Source organism: Sphingobacterium shayense (assembly GCF_013179575.1).
Classification (GTDB): Bacteria; Bacteroidota; Bacteroidia; order Sphingobacteriales; family Sphingobacteriaceae; genus Sphingobacterium; species Sphingobacterium shayense.
The window spans coordinates 1-18894 of sequence record NZ_JABMCQ010000074.1 but is presented as its reverse complement, the minus strand read 5'-3'; the positions used below and the strand labels follow the sequence as shown (position 1 = coordinate 18894).

The window sequence follows — 18894 nt, the reverse complement described above, 5'->3', positions numbered from 1 at the left end:
CACCAAAAGATTTTTTAAGTTCATCGAATACCCGTTGGTTTTTTGCAGAAACTTCTTCTCTTTTTAAGACTTTAAATGTGTTTTCCATTTTGCTAATTTGTTTATGTGTGAAATTGATTTGTTATTGATATTACAAAGATAGTTCGACATATAGCCCCTTAGGGTGTCTGTACTTCCCTGCGTGTTATCTATATTTCCCGAGTGATACAATTTAATATTGGATCGAGATTCGGACGGTGAGGAGAGAAGTTGTATCTGATAACGCGTCAATGAGGGAGAAGCAAAATTATTCGGAATGCAATTTTAAGGGGTAACGTTTGTAAAAAAAAGTCGCCGTGGACCACTTATCTCGCTTTTACGCTAGGCACAATTTGTTTTCAGGTTTCGAGGAAAACCAATGTATTACAAGTTGTTGAAACAGCAATGAATGCGTTTATCAAAATGGTAGTTATTCTCGTTGATTTGGTAGTTTACTCTTCCATTTAGTTTACGAGATTTGCTATCTAAAATAGATAGAGTACTAAATTTTCAGACTATGAATAAAAAAGCATTAATAGTAATTGATATTCAAAACGATTATTTTGAAAACGGCGCATGGGAGCTCGTAGGCGCTCACCAAGCGAGTCTGGAGGCTCGTAAAGTTATTGATCATTTTCGGGCGAACAATCTCCCCGTAATTCATATTCAACACCTCGCAGTTGGTGGTAATATGCCGTTTTTCCATCCCGGAACACATGGCGCTGAGATCCACGATAATGTTAAACCACATGAAGGGGAGAAAGTTATTCAGAAAAACTATCCCAATAGTTTTAGAGAGACCGATCTGTTGGAATATTTGACATCTAGTGGCGTAACAGAACTGGTTATTACGGGGATGATGTCCCATATGTGTGTCGACGCTACTACCAGAGCTGCAAAGGATTTCGGTTTTGAATGTACGGTTATAAGCGATGCCTGTGCATCACGGGATCAAGAATTAGATGGAAAAGTAGTAAAAGCGGTGGATGTACATACTGCATTTATTGCCGCGCTGAGTTTCTTTTATGCGAACGTAAGCTCGGCTGATCAATTCATTTCAGCATAACACTCGATTTTCAAAAAGGCGGGAACAGGAAATTGCCCCTGTTCCTGTTTGTTGATCGAATTAGGTATCATTTCTGTTAAAAATCCCTAAAACACACACAGGCTCTTGTTCCGTTTAGCAAATAACGCTACTTTAGCGCATTGATGAATCAGGCGATATTATATATTTTAAAAAATTGTAAACAGCACGTATTTGTTGTTGCCACAATGCTTTTAGTGTTGCTTTCATCTTGTGCCGTTAAAACCAGTATCAAATCCTTAATAGGTGCATCTCCGAGCACCGAACAAAACTTACCGAAAGGTAATCAGAACGTTTCATCGGCGATGCTTGAAAAATGTGCTCAGGTTGATGCTTGGGAGACACAGACTACGCAAAAATTTTCATTCCACGCGAGCGACCTACTACCTGCAGTACTTTTTACAGCGGCTTTTTTATTTTTATTTAGCTTTCGCCCTGTAAGTAACCAGCGTAAACATCCGCGTTACAGCGGTAGTGGGAAGATTCGAAATGCCGTTCCTATCTTTTTGGAATATAGGAAACTTATTATTCATTATTCTCACTAAACCTTCCTGCCCACTAAACCCGACTGTATTAGGGGGTAAATTTCCTTTGTTTTTCATTATAAAGTAATCGTAGGTCGCTTTTATACGGCCTAACCAAATTGTATAGTAATATGATCAAACATATTATGGTAACCACTTTGTTGTGGCTTATCATCGTTGCTACGTTTCCGCTATACGCACAACAGCAGCGCAAAAATACTTTAGGCATCCTGTGGCCTAAAGTCGAAGAGAATTATCCGGGCATCCGAGCAAGGGCACTAGCCGTTGACGCCGCTGAACTCCATGAGCGGTCCGTAAATAGTGAGATGCTACCACAGGTGAAAGCACAGGCGCAGAACACCTATGGGACATATCAAGGAAGCGCTGGGGCATTTTTTCCGCAAGCCGGTTTTTTTAATGTCAGCGGTTCACCTGCACCGCTCGGCGGCAGTTCCACAGCAGCGAACACGTTTGGATCTGCCACCGTTGAATGGGAGTTGTTTTCATTTGGGAAGCTTCACAAACAAAGTGCCGCTGCCGGTGCGCTGCGCCGAAAATCGGTAAGTGAAAAAGAGGCTTACTTACTTGATTTGAAAAAGATCTTATCCGAGCGGTACATCCTTCTTTTGTATAACCAAGCAAAACTTCAATGGACCCAACGGAACGTCGACCGTTTGGATGATATCCGCAAGATAACCGCAGGTTTATCAGCGTCCGGTTTGCGTCCTGCGGCCGACAGCCTGCTTGCCTCCTCGTCCTATGTACAGGCGATAGGTGAAAACGATAAATGGACGGGAAAAAGCGACGCTTCGTTGATCAAGCTATTGGAACTGTACGGCGAGCAGACCCTTGATTATTCAGAATCCGTATCCCGGTTTAGCAATCCATCCGCAGAACATGTAATCAGTGAAAGCACCATAGGTGTTTCACACCCCATTTTAGATGCTTTGGATCATCAGTCTGCGTATTACGCATTAGCCGGAGAAGCGCAGAAAAGTGCTTCTTTACCTTCCATACGTTTTCTAGGGGGCTATGCTCATCGAGGCACCGGCATTGGCCCTAATGGAACGGTATCGGGTTCGTGGAAAGACGGTTTTAGCAATACGACCAATAATTTCCTTGTGGGGGTCGGTATAACCTGGAATTTAACCAACCTGCATACCAACCGTGTGAAGGGAGAGCAACTATTTAAAGAAGCGCAGCGTGCCAGCATACTCCGTTCGCAGCACCAGCGGACTATACAGGCAGATTTATCCGCTTGGCAGAAGGAGATCATTCACCAGCGCGAGCAGCTTCAGAAAACGAAACTTGCTGTGCAGCAGTCGCAGGATGCTTACAACATGTATTTAGCGAGATACAAAAGCGGTTTAATCACATTGAGCGAACTGCTGCAGATACGTTTATTGCTTGAGCAGGCGGAAAATAGCCATATCGAAGCATCCAAAGATTATTGGATACTTCTTGCGTATCAGGCGGAACTGACAGCAGATTTCGACTTTTTGTTTAACAACCTTTAATTGATCGTTTATGAATATGATAAGATTTGCGTTAAGGAAACCTTTAGCCATTATGGTTATCGTGCTAGCAATAGCTTTCTTTTCCTATAACACTATAAAAAAGATAAACGTCGATATATTTCCACAGGTAGAGCTTCCGGCAATGTATGTCGCGATGCCATACGGTGGATTGTCGCCGGCGTATATGGATGGCTTTATGGCTAACGAGTTTCAGAAAGTACTCCTGTTTGTCAGTGGAGTGAAGAATATTGATTTTAAAAGCGTTCAGGGATTAACCCTGATGAAATTGACCTTTTATCCAGGAACGAATATGGCGCAGGCTGCCGGAGAGGTGTCTACATCCGTCTCAAGAGCAATGGGGTTTCTGCCGCCTGGAGCGGTTCCGCCTATGGTGGTGCGGTTCGACGGTAGCTCACTTCCTGTGGGTAACCTAGTTTTTGAAAGTAATCAGCGCTCGGTTAACGAGATACAGACGTTGGCGTTGACTAAAATAAGGCCAATGTTCGTACAAATTCCCGGCATCACCTCACCAGCTCCTTTCGGTGGGACTACTCGTTCCATCGTAATCAATATTGATCCCGAGGCGATGCAGGCGAATGGGTTAAGCCCCGAAGATATAACGGTTGCCATCACCAAGAACAGCCTTCCTTCTCCCGCCGGAAATATCCGTATAGGCGATGAAAATTTGATGGCTCCCATTAACTCCATTGCCAAAGGACCTCAAGAATTATTGGAAACACCGGTGAAAACAAATGACAACCGGACCGTATACATTGGTGATGTTGCCCGCGTAGAAGATGGAGCAGACCAAACGGTGGGCTATGCATTGATAAACGGCAAGCGTTCAGTATATCTGCCGATCATTAAAAAAGCGGACGCTTCGACCTTAGATGCGGTCGAAAACTTAAAGGCCGCTATTCCACTGCTGGAAGAACAGTTGCCCGAAGATGTTAAAATCAGTTACGAATTTGACCAATCAAGCTACATCGAACGCTCACTGTCTAACCTAATTCATGAGGGTGTTTTGGGCGCTATTTTTACCGGACTAGTCATATTATTATTTTTGGGCGATACCCGAGGAGCTATTATCGTTGTATTGACTATCCCGATCGCGATTCTGTCGGCGGTCACCGTCCTGCACATTGCTGGCCAAACGATCAATATCATGACTTTGAGTGGTCTTGCCCTGTCTATTGGTATTCTCGTCGATGAGGCCACCGTCACAATAGAGAATATACATCAGCATATGGAAATGGGTAAACCCAAGCAACGGGCAATTGTAGATGCTTTGCTTGAGATATCTATCCCTAAACTGTTGATATTATTGTGTATCCTCGCGGTGCTCACCCCAGCCTTTATTATGACAGGTATTCCAAAAGATATGTTTATGCCCTTGTCAATGGCGGTTGCATTTGCAATGATTGCTTCCTTTTTAGCATCACAGACCTTCGTTCCGATACTGGCAAACTGGATGATGAAGAATAAGCATAACACACGTGCGGACACACCGAGAAAGCGGGCCTTCTTTGAGAAATTCCGGGTACATTATTCATACAGAATGCGTAAATGGTCTACCAAAGCGATACCGCTATTTATAGCGTATGTGCTGGTTGCGTGTGCAATAGGTGGCGTATTGTTGAGCGCTGTAGGTACGGATGTAATGCCTATCTCCAATAACGGCGATTTTCAAATACGAATACAGGCGCCTCAGGGAAGCAGAATTGAAAAAACCGAGCGAATTGTTAAAGGTATTACGGCGGATATTAAAGGCCAGTTGCCTGAGGGGGGATTGAATATTACCTCCGCATTTGTAGGGATGCACCCCGCAGGGTCGCCTATCAACCCTATATTCCTTTTCAGTAGTGCTTCTCACGAAGCTATCTTGCAAATATCCGTCAACCAGCAAGTATATGCGGGGTCAATGGAAGAGTTCAAAGAAACGGTACGTAACAAAATCATCGAGAAGCACCCAGAAGTCTCCTTTAATTTTGAGCCGATGGAACTGACAGAGAAAATTATGGGACAGGGTGCCATGACACCTATTGAAATCAAGGTAGGAGCAGCTCAGGTAAAAAGCGCATTTGCCCACGCTTCAAAAATTGAAGCTAACCTTAAACAAATTTCCTACCTGCGTGATGTCCGCATCGCAGAGGCGATGGACTATCCCAATATGGAAATCGAGGTGAACCGTGAGCTAGCCGGCCAGTTTGGATTGACCATGCAGGACGTTACGCGCAGCCTTGTGACAGCAACCTCATCCACTCGTTTTACGGATAAAAACCTCTGGGTTGACCCGAAGTCGGGACTCGTATTTCAGACACAGGTACAGATACCCGAGGGTCTCATGTCAGAGCAAAGACTGCGTTCGCTGCCCCTGAGAAGGGGAAGCCTTCGTCCTGTACTGGAAGATGTGGCAACTATACGCAGGGTCATGGCGCCCGCCCAAGTAAATAGGAAGGGGCCCAACCGTTATGTTACCCTGGTTGCCAATGTGTATGGCAAAGATTTGGGTACAGCCTCCAGAGACGTGAAGCAGGCTATCACAGATGCGGGTGAACCACCTCGCGGGACCACTATTTGGACAGAGGGAACCTTACAGTTATTAGACGATACCCTGGGCAGCCTGTTAGCAGGATTGGGTGTTGCTGTAATCGCTATATTCTTGATGCTCTCGGCCTACTACCAGTCGTTTAAAGTGCCGCTCGTTATTCTTTCTGTCTTGCCTGCTGTTATCGCAGGTAGCCTTGTTATACTTTTTCTTACAGGAAGCACGCTCAACCTGCAGTCCTATATGGGGATAATTATGTCGCTCGGCGTGTCGGTGTCTAACGCGGTATTATTAGTCAATCAGGCGGAATATTACCGTAAACAGATGGCACTTAAACCCGTTAATGCTGCTAGACTTGCCGCCTCTTCCCGATTAAGGCCTGTACTGATGACGGCCGCAGCTATGCTTGCTGGAATGCTTCCTATGGCGATGGGTTTGGGTGATGGCGCAGAGCAAGTAGCACCCCTAGGCCGAGCGGTGATCGGCGGGCTTATTGCTTCAACGGTGACCATTTTACTATTAGTTCCACATTTTTTTTCTTCCATGATGTCAAGAACTTCTATCGTCAGTCCGTCCTTAGATCCTGATGATGAGTATAGTATGTATCATGCAGAACAAGGTAAAAAACAAACGATATAATAAACATTAAAATAAGAATATAATGTATCACAGCGTCTCAATAAATATAAAATCAACAATCATATTGACATTGGCAACAGTTCTAGTTTTAGCTCTTTCTGCCTGTACTCAAAAAGAACAGCGACACGCGCAGAAGAAAAGTTCGGAGCTTCCGGCCACTAATTATACTACAGGCTTGGTACGGTTTATAAATCCCGAGTATGAAATATCTCTGCCAGCAGAACTAAAACCCTACGAGCAGGTAGCTGTTTATGCGAAGGTGACAGGGTTTGTAAAGCAATTGTACGTTGAACGCGGCGAAAGGGTTCGTAAAGGACAGTTATTAGCGGTACTTGAAGCTCCCGAGATGCAGCAGCAATATCTTTCGGATCGATCTACAGAACAGAAAGTTTATAGCGATTACCTGTATGCAAAACAAGCCTATGACCGGCTAGTTGAAGCATCCGGAACCGTCGGAGCAGTCGCTGATATTGAGCTAGACAGAGCTAAAAGTGGGATGGAAAGTGCTAAAGCCGCCTATGATGCCTCCAAAGCTGGAACCGCACATTCGTCACAACTACAGCAATACTTGCGCATTACAGCGCCTTTCGATGGTGTGATTACGCAAAGGAATGTGTCTATTGGAGCTCTGGCGGGTTCGAGTTCTAATCCACCATTATTTTTCATGGCCCAAGGCGATAAGCTCCGTTTGACCTTGTCGCTGCCCGAAAAGCACGCCTCGTCCGTACACCAAGGGATGGCTGCTGAATTTACGATCAGTTCGCAGCCTGGGAAAGCTTTCGATGCCAAGCTTTCCCGCACCTCGGGTCTGCTCGATCCGCAAAACCGCTCCCTTACACTGGAATTTGACGTACTTAATCCCGCAGGAGAATTGCAAGGGGGGGATTATGCACAGGTCAAATTGAAATTAAAACGTAAAAATCCCTCAAACTGGGTGCTTAGCAAAAGTATATTAAATACGCAGTCCGGTGCATATGTGATGACGCTAAACGAAGATGAAATAAGACGCGTCGCGATAAAAGAGGGCATTCGTATGGATACTCTTACAGAGGTTTTTGGTGATTTATCTCCCGGGGACCACATCGTTAATAAACCATCGGAAGAAATTAAAGAAGGTAAAATTAAATAACCCGTATCATGAACATACATATAAAAAAAATAGTACTAGCTCTGCTGCTAATAATTACAGGACTCCCCGACGTATCATCGAGCATAGATGCGATGAATGAAAAGGAGTTATCCGGGCGAAATATTTATAATAAAAAGCGCGTAACTTTCATAGATCAACCGGCGCCGGATCTACGGTTTAAAGACCAAAACGGCAAGACCATTTCCTTAAACTCTTTAAAAGGAAAAGTTGTTTTTATTAATCTTTGGGCAACTTGGTGCCCTCCGTGTATCCATGAAATGCCGTCCATCAATAAACTGCGAGAAACCTTTAAAGATAACCAGGATCTTGTTTTTCTTATGGTTGATATGGACGGAAAGATTGAAAAGGCAAAAGCTTTTATGAAAAGGAAGAAATTTGATTTACCTGTGCATATTCTTGATAGTGAAATTCCTGCAGAGTTGTTTACGGGATCTATTCCAACTACAATTATAGTCGACAAGCATAACAATGTGGTTGGTAGACAGATTGGTGGAGCGGATTACTCCTCACAGGAAGTAATAGACTTGATCGACGCACTGCTGAACGAAGAATAATAAATACTAAACTCGATTTAATGAAAACAATAATATCACTTGTAGTTGCTTTTTTAATAAGCGCTACTTCATTTGGGCAAATATTAACACCTGTAAAATGGTCGTACGCCTCAAAGAAGATTAACGATACGGAAGCTGTATTATTTATAAAGGCAACGATAGAGAAGGGTTGGCATATCTATTCGCAAACCGTCCCAGAAGGTGGGCCAGAGCCTACGGTATTTTCGTTCGATCCATCGAACGAATTCCAATTGAAGGGGAAAACCATAGCACCTAATCCCGAAATTAAATACGATCCGACATTTAGAATGAAAATCGGGTACCATCAAAAATCGGTGGTATTCCAGCAGCGGGTGGATCTCCTAGCTGGCTCAACAGCGGTTAAAGGTATGGTTACTTTTATGGTTTGTAACGATCTGCAATGCCTGCCGCCGGAAGAGGTTAAATTTAGTATTCCTGTTAATTAGAAATTCTCAATATGAAGCTCATTATAAAATTTTTTTTCTTACTATTCATCAGTGGTCTTGCGACTGCTCCTGCCAGTGCGCAGGACAGCCTCATATCCTTTGATGAGCTCGAATTCACAGAGGTGGCTGAAAAACAGTCTACTATTATCGATAGTAATGCGAGAGATATAGATGATTTACTATCTGACTCAGAGGGAAATATGATCAAACCGAAAGAGGGTGATCCCTTGACCGATAACGTTTCTCTGTGGACAATTTTTATAGCGGGATTTATTGGCGGTCTTGCCGCACTTATTATGCCCTGCATCTTTCCAATGTTACCACTAACTGTAAGTTTCTTCACTAAAAATGGGCATTCAAGAAGCAAAGCAGTGATACACGCGATGTTGTACGGATTGTTTATTATATTTATATATGTTCTGCTGGGCATAGTAATAACGATTATGTTCGGTGCAGACGCACTGAATAGCCTGTCGACAAACGGCATATTCAATTTTGCTTTTTTTCTCCTTTTGGTTGTTTTTGCATTCTCGTTTTTCGGAGCTTTTGAATTAACATTACCCTCATCAGTAGCAAACAAACTGGATCGCAAGGCAGACAGCGGCGGCATGTTGGGCCTTTTCTTTATGGCGGCAACTTTAGCGGTAGTATCGTTTTCTTGTACTGGTCCAATTATCGGAACATTGCTCGTACAGGCAGCCACAATGGGTGAGCTCTTAGGCCCGACCATTGGGATGCTCGGCTTTGCATTGGCTCTGGCCATACCGTTTACGCTTTTTGCAATGTTCCCCAGCCTACTGAAAAGCCTCCCATCGTCGGGCGGCTGGCTAAACAGCGTAAAAATTACCCTTGGTTTTTTGGAGCTTGCTCTTGCTTTAAAATTTTTAAGTAACGTTGATCTTGCGTATCATTGGAATTGGTTTGACAGAGAGGTTTTTTTGGTACTTTGGATTGTTATCTTTGGATATCTTGGTTTCTACTTATTGGGGAAATTACGTTTTCCCAATGATAGTGCCGTGGATAAGTTAGGTTTGCCCAGGATGGTGCTCTCCATGATTGTACTGTCGTTTACGCTTTATATGGTTCCGGGATTGTGGGGAGCGCCCTTAAAATCTATTTCGGCATTTTTGCCACCTCAGAGTACCCAGGATTTCGACCTGTACACATCATCTTTTGGGGGATCACAGTCGGGTACTGCAATTAAAGGCAAAGAACGTAAGTATGCAGATATATTCCACGGTCCGTTAAACCTTAACGTCTTTTTTGACTATGAGGAGGGTATGGCATACGCCAAAACAGTTGATAAGCCTGTGATGCTTGATTTCACTGGTCACGCCTGCGTTAACTGCCGGAAGATGGAAGCCTCGGTATGGCCTGATAAGGATGTATATAGATTGTTGAATGAGGAACTTGTTATTATACAGCTATATGTAGACGATAAGACGGCTTTACCGCAAGAAGAACAATTTGTATCTTCATTTAGTGGTAATACTATCCGCACGATAGGCAATAAGTGGAGCGATTTTCAGGCGAGTAGGTATAATTCCAATTCGCAGCCTTATTACGTACTTTTAGACCCTTCGAGTGAAGAAATACTTGTAGAACCGATCGGTGCAAACTATGATCCGAAAAGCTATTATAGTTTTATTACATCGGCAATAGACAAATACAGAAATAAATAAATATTAAATAGAAATCAGTTTAAAATCATTCAGTATGAAAATGCAATTTAAAAAAATGGCAGTTCGTTTCGGTCTTTTCTTCATCACCGCGATCTCACTTGCGGCATGTGGAAATATCGATAAGGGCAAAGAAAATAAAGTTGAGAACACGGATGCTATTGCCGAAGAGCCAGATACGGTCGAAACACCGGTAGCAGCGTCACCAGTTTCTTTTAAAGGCGAAGACGGGAAGACCGTCGCATTGGGTTCACTAAAAGGCAAAGTTGTTTTCATCAATTTTTGGGCGACTTGGTGTCCTCCATGTATCCAGGAAATGCCTTCTATTAACGAACTGAAAAAGTCCTTTAAAGGAAATCAGGATATTGTTTTTCTCATGATCGATGTGGATAGCGAGATGGAAAAATCATCAGCCTTTATGAAAGAAAATAGCTACGACCTACCTGTTTATATTCCCGCAAGTGAGATACCATCAGACTTTCTCGGGAGCGCAATCCCCACTACGGTCATACTCGACAAGAGCGGACAAATCGCCGCCAGAATGGAGGGAGGTAGGGATTATACAAATCCTGATATAGTTAAAGCATTGAATGAACTTATTGATAGTAAATAGCATATTTAAAAATTATTATGTTGGATAATAAAGATATTCCAAACAAAGAAGAGCCGTTGCTGTCATTTTGGAAAAGTATAAAAAAAAATGGCTTTACCATAGTGATGATAATTGTTATAATGGTTATGTTGTTTGTCCCTGATGCAAAATCATTTGTGCTGCGGCAATTGATGGTAACGGGGCTTTTTAATGCAAGTATAGAAAAAGAGCGTGGAGGTGAGGTAAGCCCAGTTAACACAGATTTTGATTTCGCGGATCAAAATGGGGTCGTCCGAAACACTTCATCGCTAAGGGGGAAAGTGGTGTTTATCAACTTTTGGGCATCATGGTGCCCACCTTGCAGGGCAGAGTTTCCATCTATAGAGACTCTTTACACGAAGTTCAAAGATAACCCTGACGTGTTCTTTTTGACGATCAACCAAGATAGTGACCCTGCCGCAGCAAGGTCTTTTCTGCAAAAGGAAAAATATACAGTACCCACATTCTTAACGGCCGGAGATGTCCCCCAGGAAATATACAAGGGGACATTGCCTACTACGGTAGTACTGAATAAAAATGGAAAAATAATTTTTCACGATACTGGGTTCGCAAATTACGCTTCCGACAAATTTATCCAACAGATAGAGCAGTTATCGTCTCAACATTAAGTTGATGTAAGTTTATATATATAATTGATTATTAGTGATATATTATAATGTATTTAAGTTAATGTTATATATATGAATATCACTTTCGAAATGCTAAAAAACAATATATCTGTCTTGGTTGTTTTTTGGTATAGCTGTGATAATGTCACCTCTGATTTTGGTAAATTTGAGTATCGAATTTGGAATCATCCGACTGTAATCAGCTATATTTGTAATTATAAATAAAAAAATTATGACTGAAAATAACGCGTACAACTTGAAACACGAGCAGATACAGTATATCGAATTTCTTTCCAACGATATCGTTCAAGCCAGGAATTTTTATACCAAATGTTTTGATTGGAAGTTTACCGATTACGGAACTGAGTATACCGCATTTTCGGGTGACTATGTGGACGGCGGATTTACTTACGGCGCGCCATCTAGAGGAACTATCTTAGTTGTTCTTTATTCGGATGATATTGAAGCAACGAAAAGCAAAATAATAGAAGCAGGAGGCGTAATCGTTAAAGACGTTTTCGATTTTCCAGGTGGCAGGCGGTTCCAGTTTACGGATTTAGACGGTTATGAACTCGCCGTATGGTCAAAGTAAACCTTTTTAGTAAGAAAACGGGGATTGTGAAACAACTAACAGGTAAATTATTAGAATCAAATCCTAATAGTGTACTTACTCGATAAGACTTAATTAAAACCTAAATACACATGAAAAAAATTTCTCAGATTGCCTTGGCGTTTTATGCAGGGGTATTGACAGTGGCATTTCTTTGGCTATCTTATTCCTTTAAGACGATGAATGAAAACTTTGAAGAGATAACGGTAAAGCGGATAAATATAGTGGATGAAAGTGGGGTTAAAAGAATAATTCTATCAAACCAAGAGAAGATGGAGCCACCAATTATTATGGGGAAAAAATATAAGCGAGCGTTGAGTCCGGCAGGCATTGTCTTTTATAACGAAAAGGGAGACGAATGTGGCGGCATCGCGCTCTCTAAGAACCCTGAAACAAGTACTTACGCGCTCGCGCTGGATTATAATAACGCCGATGCCATCGGGTTAATAACGCAACAAAGCAACCTACAAGAGAGTTACCGCTCAGGGCTGATTATCAACGATAAAGATACCTCAGGGAAGGTGGGGAGTAACGTTAACAGAATTAACCTTATGACAGACAATGGCAATTCAAGCCTAGTTATAAATGGGCCAGATGAGAAACCGAGAATTATAATATCGGTAGATAGTATTGGAAATCCATTGTTTAAAATTATAGATAAAAACGGGAAAACTATTCAGGAACTGAATGCCTCTAATTGAGAGCTAAAAATGATATTACCGGACGTTAGCGATCCTGAAAATCAGGTCAGTATGGGATTTATTTAACGAATCCAAGATGTTTTTTGAACTGGACAATGTTATAGCTGACATCGTTCTACTAGTTTAGGACCATATCTTAAATAGGTAGGGCTTGAGATCATCGTGATCCAGTTATGGGGTATCCGAAATAATCAACCTTATTGTTTAACACCCAATTGGAGTCTTTTTATGATCTTCTTATATTTAAATTAAATTTGGATTAATTAAACAACGCGATTGATGGCTATTGACTGGAACAAATTCGATCATCTTTTTAAACGAAGAGAGGTTGCCGCCAAAACAACCCTATTAAAGGAAGGAGAAATTTCACGAACCATGTTCTTTATTGAGAAAGGATGCTTACGCACCTGGATTAACAACGATGGCAAAGAAATTACCACCCAATTCTTTTTTGAAAACGACCGCGTGGCCTCCATCGAGAGTTTTAAGACCAATCAACCAAGCCTATACAGCATTGAGAGTTTAGAACCCAGTATTTTACGAACGATTTCACAACACGACTTTCAAAATTCGCTTGAAAATTTGCCGGAAATAAAGAAAGAGCTAGAGGAACATTTGTTCCGGCGACTGTTACATGGTCAAAAACTTTTTTATTCCTATCTTAAAAATAGTCCTCAAAAACGTTATCAGGAGCTGCTAGAAGAATATCCACATATTATTCAGCGGGTTCCACAGCATTATATTGCTTCCTATCTTGGTATAACCTCGGTGTCTTTAAGCCGAATTCGAAATAGACGATAAACAAATTCATTTCTTTACAATTGTTATCGCCTCGGGGTTGATTGGTTTCTCAATTTTGTGGAATGAAATCAACAACACAAAAAATGAAGGTAGCGATAGTATTTAATCATCCCTACGAAGGGAGCTTTGGAAACGCAATTTTAAATGCTGTAACCAAAGGACTAGAAAAAGCAAGTCACCAAGTCGATCTGATGCATCTGGACAATGACGGCTTTAATCCGGTTATGTCAAAGGCCGATCTAAAAGCTTTTGTAGAACACAAACCGATTGATCCCCAAGTAATAGATTACAATAAACGTCTGGTAAAGGCGGATCATCTGATGTTTATCTTCCCGATTTGGTGGGATTTAATGCCTGCAATGACTAAGGGTTTTATTGATAGGGTACTCGGTCCCGGCGTCGTGTACGAACACCATCCCCGTGGTTTTGGATTATTGCCGCTGCTGAAGAACCTTAAAGGCGTAACGGTTATCACTACGATGAATAAACCTAAAATTATGTATTCATTGCTCATCGGGAACTTAATCAAGAAAGCGATGATAAAAAGTGTTTTTAAAACCATGGGCTATAAAAACCTTAAATGGGTTAGCTATAACATGGTGAAGGCAGTCAGTCAAAAGAAAAGGGAAAAATGGCTGGCAGATATGGAAAACAGATATTCAAAATTTAGTTAAACCTCAAAAGTATGAAACTGAATAGAAACTATGTCACGCCTTTTATTTCATTGGTTTTTCTGGTCGTGGGGCTATCAGGCTTATTGATGTTGTTCCATATCCTTGACGGCTATACCGAAGTGGTTCATGAACTCTTAGGTCTGTTTTTTATTGTGTGTGCTGTATTCCATGTTTTACTTAATTGGAAAGCATTAAAAATACATTTCAAGAAAGGAGTGTTTATACCAGCTCTGTGCGCTGTAATAACCCTATCTATTGCACTGGTCGTTTGGGAAAGAATGTCCCCTCCTGTGGACACAATTATTATTGGACGGATCGTGAAAGCACCTATTAATGATGCGTTCAACGCATTGGGTATCAACTACGAGAGGGCCGTTGGGAAATTAAATGAAAATGGACTATCGATTGAAAAAGCAGTAACTATTGAAGATATATGGATTAATAACGGAGCTGATCCCGAAGAGGTAATCGATTTGATAACCGAGTAACCTCTGCGATCTGAATGTGGATTGTGGGGTTATAGTTTACAGAAATCGAGATTTCGCTAGGGCAGGAAATACCAGAAAAGATTACAATCCGTTAAATTCATCCATTAAAAAATGAAGTTCATCGGAAAAAACCAAGATTTTTGATAAATCTTATTAGGAAACTTTACTTTTGAATAATGGCTCGAATAAAGAACATAGACATTAAAAGACCGCTGATCTTTTTTTTTTCCTCGTTGATATATGCGTTGTGTCAGATGCTCTTCAGCATTATTTTAATGAAGGAAGATCTATGGAATAATTTTCACGTTCAGTTATCAGCCCATTATATTGTTATTTTCACCATGTGTGTGGCAGATTATGGCTTACTAATATTTTTAAACAAATACCTGCCATATTCCAAAAATGTGTTGTACCGCGTTGTGGCGGACATTATAGGTATAACGCTTGTAAGTTTAATACTACTATGGGCTTTTAACTATTTGATCTATGACATATTTTTGATCTCAAAGGAAGGGATGCCTTCCTTTCTGGTTAAATTTGCATTTGGGATGTCTACGAATATCCCGATTCTATTGGTCTTTGAGCTAATTCATTATTTTCAGTCTGAACAGAAAGCTATAGCCGATTCCGAAAAAGCGAAACGCAAAGTGCTGTTGTTTCAACACGAAACATTGAAAGCGCAGATAAATCCCCATTTCCTGTTTAATTCGTTAAACGTGCTCTCTTCTTTGATCTATATTAATCCAGAGAACGCAAACAAGTTTACAAAGGCCCTCTCAAAAACCTATAGATATGTGCTTTCCCTCAATCGGCAACCGGTGGTTTCCGTGGGCGAGGAACTAGATGCTTTGGACTCTTACCTTTTCCTGATGAGGATGAGGTTTGAGGATTCTTTTACTTTCAAAATATACAAAATGGCAGACTGCGCTCGCAAGGATATTATCCCCTTAACCCTGCAGTTGCTTATCGAGAATGCGTTTAAGCATAATATCGCAACCGAAGACTCATTGCTTGATATAAAAATTACGATCGATATTGACTATATCACCGTTGAAAACAATATCCAACCGTCAAGCGACGTCAATAAAGGCGGGATAGGACTAAAGTATATCGCCGATCAATATAAACTGTATGAAAAAACGGTTATCGTGGAGCATACCGAGCAGATGTTTGTTGTGAAAATCCCATATATTCAATCATGAAATACCTAATAGTAGAGGATGAGCGGTTTGCTTATGAAGAACTTAAGCGTATGATGACAAAGCTACGCCCGGATTATGTATTGGAAAAGCAAACTAAAACCGTTATAGACACCATCGGGTTTCTAAAAGAATCTTCGGTTGATCTAATTCTTATGGATATTCGTTTGGCGGACGGGAACTGCTTTGAGATATTTAATCACGTAGAGGTGACCACACCTGTGATATTTACGACCGCTTATGACGAGCATGCGATCAAAGCGTTTAAATTGAATAGCATCGATTACTTATTAAAACCCTTCGATGAAAACGAATTAGAGGCAGCGTTGACTAAATTTGAGACCATTTTTCATAACCCTCCATTGCAGGGGGTGCCGATGAGCTATCAACGGCTACTGTCATTCAAAACCAAAAATCGTTTCCTAATATCCAAAGGAGAAAACTTTCATTATGTAGAGACGGCTGATATTGGGCATTTTTATAGCGAAGATGGTGTGGTGTTCCTCCATACATTCAACGATAGACGATACATCATCAATTATACATTAGATCAGTTAGAGCAACAGCTCGATAGACGACTTTTTTTTCGTGTATCCCGTAATTGTATAGGAAATGTAAAAGCGATCGAAAATGTGACCAGATACTTCAATAGTCGCCTGAAACTTTCCTTTCTACCGCAATGTCCCCACGACGTTTTAGTAAGCCGCGTGCGCGTTCCGGAGTTTTTGAAGTGGATGGATGGGATCGTGGAATAGCCAGAATCGGAAAATTCATAACGCCCCAGCTATACTTCATTCCATAAATTCTAAAGCCGGTCAGATACAGATTTCATAAGCGGTCCTCGCTCCGTTCTTTTGTTTAGAAATTAATATAAATTAAAATTTAAACAATGAAAAAGAACGTAGTAACATTTGTTTTTGCAATCAGTGCATTAATTCTTTCTTCTAAAGTGTCAGCGCAGGACACACCGGTATCATTTGGTTTGAAAGCCGGCGCTGGTTTATCTAATTATCGTTTGGGCGGCGAAATGAAGCGGTTCAAAAGTAAAATGAATATCGGTGGCTCGGCGGGCGCTTTTGTTAAATATGATCTAAGCCCAAATTTCGCTTTACAAACAGGGCTCGATGTCTATTACAATATATCGAAATTGGAGTCTAAAACCGAACGATCTACCGATAAATTGAAATCTTTCGGCGTTGAAGTACCCGTTTACGGAATTGTGCAGGGGAAATTGGGAACAGGAAACGCATTCCTTGGCGCTGGTCCCTATGTCGGTTACGGAATTAGCGCGAAGGCTAATGGTATTAACCTGTTCAAAAAGAACGACCGAACCGGAAGCGCAATGAATCGATTCGATTACGGTTTAGGAGGTATTATCGGGTACGATTTCAAAGAGAATTGGCAGATAAATGCCAGTTATCGATTCGGTCTTGCAGATCTACATAAGGGAAAAGGCGGATCAATGAAAAGCCACGGCGCATCTATCGGAATTGGCTACAAATTTTAAAACCATTAAATCGCGTATGGAATTTTTGGCTGCCCAAAAGATCCAGGCCCAAATTTCCGACGCGATGGTTTATTTTCAATTCCCTTCTCTTATTCCTTCAAAATATTCATCCACTAAATTCTAAAGTCTAGCCGTTAGATTCTGAAGTTTACAGTTTAGCGCTTTCTGTTCTTCTTCAATCAACGTTTTTTTGCCAGAGATAAGGTGGACAGAAAAAATAAATTTAAATACAACATGAAATTAACAACACTAGCCCTAGCAACATTACTTATGTTGTTATACATAGATGGACAGGCACAACAAGTGTCATTCAAGACAGAATATATTGGGAATTCGGGATATTACTATTTGCCGCCTGGCGAGAAACCAAGAGAGAAAATCGGCGATGGCAAAGGCTCAGCTTTAGTTTATCAAGGCGCGGTTAACATACCGTTATATACGAGAATCAATGAGAATAACCGTCCCATAATCTGGGGTGTCGGCGTTGGGGGGGCATACGTCTCCTTAAAAAACCAAAATTTTTCCGACGACATGGTTTCCGAGATAATGAATTTACAAGTGGGAGCATATCATCTACGTCCGTTGAATGACAGATGGTCGATCCGGGCGAGTCTCGGCGTGGGAATATTTACCCCATCTACTGATTTTTCTAAAATTAGTTTTAAAAATGTATTAGCGAGCGGTGGTGTTGTTTTTATCCGTCATCTGAATCCCAATTTAGATATTGGTGGTGGGGTAGCAATAAACAGTTCTTTAGGTTATCCTATGGTGTTTCCCGCCGTTTATCTTAAATGGAAATCTCACGGAAAATTTGACGTGAATGTTGAATTGATCGAAGGTTTGGAAGTCTCGGCAGGTTATGATTTTAATGACAGATTCAAACTATCTTATGCCCTTGAAATGAATGGACAGGTTGCTTTACTGCAGAAAGATGGAAAAGATGTAATTTTCTCTCATCAATATATTGTTACCGGCTTTCGGCCTGAATTGAAGCTCGGAGAGAAAGGGATTTCAGTAACCGGTATGGCCGGAATAAATCTATATCGCCCAGCTTCGTACAGCGATCGAACTTTGAAAGGCGTATTTGCCGGGGATAATGATTATTATTTCTCTGTTTCTCCATACGCGTCAATCGGCGTAAAAATGAAGTTTTAATTATGGGTACGAAAAGACTGTTTCAGACAGTTGCTTACAAAGCGCTATATGGCGTCGCTTACGGACTAAGCCTGCTTCCTATGGTAGTGGTTTATTCGCTGGCTTCTATTATTTTCTTCTTTGCTTACTATATTGGATACAGAAAAGCAGTGGTCATTCAAAATATTGCCCGTTCATTTCCGGAAAAAAGATACGGCGAGATACAGGCGATTGTTAAGAAATTCTATGCTTGCTTTGTCGTTTATTTCGCTGAAATTCTAAAAGCTATTTCTGCATCAAAGTCCGTGCTCGAAAACAAGATAGTGTTTGAGAACCTGGA

20 protein-coding genes are annotated in these 18894 nt (G+C 41.3%); all 20 read left to right on the top strand.

Annotated features, from left to right (window positions below; all coding sequences use genetic code 11):
- Positions 1-535: 535 nt before the first annotated feature.
- Positions 536-1084, top strand: a complete 549-nt coding sequence (locus HP439_RS10405; RefSeq protein ID WP_172390274.1) for a cysteine hydrolase family protein — start codon at positions 536-538, stop codon at positions 1082-1084.
- 206 nt (positions 1085-1290) lie between these two features.
- Positions 1291-1647 carry a hypothetical protein gene (locus HP439_RS10400; RefSeq protein WP_246229331.1) on the top strand — a complete coding sequence of 119 codons (357 nt, stop codon included), beginning with the start codon at positions 1291-1293 and terminating at the stop codon, positions 1645-1647.
- A gap of 110 nt (positions 1648-1757) precedes the next feature.
- Positions 1758-3143: a TolC family protein gene (locus tag HP439_RS10395; RefSeq protein ID WP_172390272.1), complete on the top strand. Its 1386-nt coding sequence runs from the start codon at positions 1758-1760 to the stop codon at positions 3141-3143.
- A gap of 10 nt (positions 3144-3153) precedes the next feature.
- On the top strand, positions 3154-6330 hold the full coding sequence (locus HP439_RS10390; protein ID WP_172390271.1) for an efflux RND transporter permease subunit: 3177 nt from the start codon (positions 3154-3156) through the stop codon (positions 6328-6330).
- A gap of 70 nt (positions 6331-6400) precedes the next feature.
- Positions 6401-7459: an efflux RND transporter periplasmic adaptor subunit gene (locus tag HP439_RS10385; protein ID WP_246229330.1), complete on the top strand. Its 1059-nt coding sequence runs from the start codon at positions 6401-6403 to the stop codon at positions 7457-7459.
- A gap of 8 nt (positions 7460-7467) precedes the next feature.
- Entirely contained in the window at positions 7468-8034 is a 567-nt protein-coding gene (locus HP439_RS10380; RefSeq protein ID WP_172390269.1) for a TlpA family protein disulfide reductase, read from the top strand.
- Positions 8035-8054: 20 nt separating this feature from the next.
- Complete coding sequence (locus HP439_RS10375; protein WP_172390268.1) at positions 8055-8501, top strand: protein-disulfide reductase DsbD N-terminal domain-containing protein; 447 nt, start codon at positions 8055-8057, stop codon at positions 8499-8501.
- Between the two features lie 11 nt (positions 8502-8512).
- Positions 8513-10183, top strand: coding sequence for a protein-disulfide reductase DsbD family protein (locus tag HP439_RS10370; RefSeq protein WP_172390267.1), 1671 nt, complete (start codon positions 8513-8515; stop codon positions 10181-10183).
- Between the two features lie 34 nt (positions 10184-10217).
- The gene (locus tag HP439_RS10365; RefSeq protein WP_172390266.1) at positions 10218-10793 is read left to right on the top strand and encodes a TlpA family protein disulfide reductase; all 576 of its coding nucleotides are present in this window, start codon (positions 10218-10220) and stop codon (positions 10791-10793) included.
- Positions 10794-10810: 17 nt separating this feature from the next.
- Entirely contained in the window at positions 10811-11440 is a 630-nt protein-coding gene (locus HP439_RS10360; RefSeq protein ID WP_172390265.1) for a TlpA family protein disulfide reductase, read from the top strand.
- A 232-nt stretch (positions 11441-11672) separates the two neighbouring features.
- Positions 11673-12032 (top strand): VOC family protein, encoded by a 360-nt coding sequence (locus HP439_RS10355; protein ID WP_172390264.1) that lies wholly within the window; start codon positions 11673-11675, stop codon positions 12030-12032.
- Between the two features lie 110 nt (positions 12033-12142).
- Positions 12143-12751, top strand: coding sequence for a hypothetical protein (locus HP439_RS10350; protein ID WP_172390263.1), 609 nt, complete (start codon positions 12143-12145; stop codon positions 12749-12751).
- A 279-nt stretch (positions 12752-13030) separates the two neighbouring features.
- On the top strand, positions 13031-13552 hold the full coding sequence (locus tag HP439_RS10345) for a Crp/Fnr family transcriptional regulator (RefSeq protein WP_172390262.1): 522 nt from the start codon (positions 13031-13033) through the stop codon (positions 13550-13552).
- Positions 13553-13635: 83 nt separating this feature from the next.
- Positions 13636-14226 carry an NAD(P)H-dependent oxidoreductase gene (locus HP439_RS10340; RefSeq protein WP_172390261.1) on the top strand — a complete coding sequence of 197 codons (591 nt, stop codon included), beginning with the start codon at positions 13636-13638 and terminating at the stop codon, positions 14224-14226.
- An 11-nt stretch (positions 14227-14237) separates the two neighbouring features.
- Positions 14238-14714, top strand: coding sequence for a DUF4405 domain-containing protein (locus tag HP439_RS10335; protein WP_172390260.1), 477 nt, complete (start codon positions 14238-14240; stop codon positions 14712-14714).
- Between the two features lie 275 nt (positions 14715-14989).
- Entirely contained in the window at positions 14990-15916 is a 927-nt protein-coding gene (locus HP439_RS10330; protein ID WP_246229329.1) for a sensor histidine kinase, read from the top strand.
- Positions 15913-16668: a LytR/AlgR family response regulator transcription factor gene (locus HP439_RS10325; protein WP_172390258.1), complete on the top strand. Its 756-nt coding sequence runs from the start codon at positions 15913-15915 to the stop codon at positions 16666-16668. The genes HP439_RS10330 and HP439_RS10325 overlap by 4 nt, the downstream gene beginning before the upstream one ends.
- Before the next feature lie 134 nt (positions 16669-16802).
- Positions 16803-17420, top strand: coding sequence for a porin family protein (locus HP439_RS10320; RefSeq protein ID WP_172390257.1), 618 nt, complete (start codon positions 16803-16805; stop codon positions 17418-17420).
- A 234-nt stretch (positions 17421-17654) separates the two neighbouring features.
- A complete protein-coding gene (locus HP439_RS10315) occupies positions 17655-18575 on the top strand; it encodes a DUF6268 family outer membrane beta-barrel protein (protein ID WP_216657820.1) in 921 nt (306 codons plus the stop codon).
- 2 nt (positions 18576-18577) lie between these two features.
- Positions 18578-18894: LpxL/LpxP family acyltransferase (locus HP439_RS10310; RefSeq protein ID WP_484592842.1), on the top strand; the 317-nt coding region annotated here is incomplete at its 3' end.

Coding starts and splice junctions, on each gene's coding strand:
- HP439_RS10345 (WP_172390262.1), top strand. CDS start 13,031: ATGGCTATTGACTGGAACAAATTCGATCATCTTTTTAAACGAAGAGAG.
- HP439_RS10330 (WP_246229329.1), top strand. CDS start 14,990: ATGAAGGAAGATCTATGGAATAATTTTCACGTTCAGTTATCAGCCCAT.
- HP439_RS10370 (WP_172390267.1), top strand. CDS start 8,513: ATGAAGCTCATTATAAAATTTTTTTTCTTACTATTCATCAGTGGTCTT.
- HP439_RS10355 (WP_172390264.1), top strand. CDS start 11,673: ATGACTGAAAATAACGCGTACAACTTGAAACACGAGCAGATACAGTAT.
- HP439_RS10400 (WP_246229331.1), top strand. CDS start 1,291: ATGCTTTTAGTGTTGCTTTCATCTTGTGCCGTTAAAACCAGTATCAAA.
- HP439_RS10350 (WP_172390263.1), top strand. CDS start 12,143: ATGAAAAAAATTTCTCAGATTGCCTTGGCGTTTTATGCAGGGGTATTG.
- HP439_RS10395 (WP_172390272.1), top strand. CDS start 1,758: ATGATCAAACATATTATGGTAACCACTTTGTTGTGGCTTATCATCGTT.
- HP439_RS10405 (WP_172390274.1), top strand. CDS start 536: ATGAATAAAAAAGCATTAATAGTAATTGATATTCAAAACGATTATTTT.
- HP439_RS10365 (WP_172390266.1), top strand. CDS start 10,218: ATGAAAATGCAATTTAAAAAAATGGCAGTTCGTTTCGGTCTTTTCTTC.
- HP439_RS10380 (WP_172390269.1), top strand. CDS start 7,468: ATGAACATACATATAAAAAAAATAGTACTAGCTCTGCTGCTAATAATT.
- HP439_RS10390 (WP_172390271.1), top strand. CDS start 3,154: ATGAATATGATAAGATTTGCGTTAAGGAAACCTTTAGCCATTATGGTT.
- HP439_RS10335 (WP_172390260.1), top strand. CDS start 14,238: ATGAAACTGAATAGAAACTATGTCACGCCTTTTATTTCATTGGTTTTT.
- HP439_RS10325 (WP_172390258.1), top strand. CDS start 15,913: ATGAAATACCTAATAGTAGAGGATGAGCGGTTTGCTTATGAAGAACTT.
- HP439_RS10360 (WP_172390265.1), top strand. CDS start 10,811: ATGTTGGATAATAAAGATATTCCAAACAAAGAAGAGCCGTTGCTGTCA.
- HP439_RS10375 (WP_172390268.1), top strand. CDS start 8,055: ATGAAAACAATAATATCACTTGTAGTTGCTTTTTTAATAAGCGCTACT.
- HP439_RS10340 (WP_172390261.1), top strand. CDS start 13,636: ATGAAGGTAGCGATAGTATTTAATCATCCCTACGAAGGGAGCTTTGGA.
- HP439_RS10315 (WP_216657820.1), top strand. CDS start 17,655: ATGAAATTAACAACACTAGCCCTAGCAACATTACTTATGTTGTTATAC.
- HP439_RS10320 (WP_172390257.1), top strand. CDS start 16,803: ATGAAAAAGAACGTAGTAACATTTGTTTTTGCAATCAGTGCATTAATT.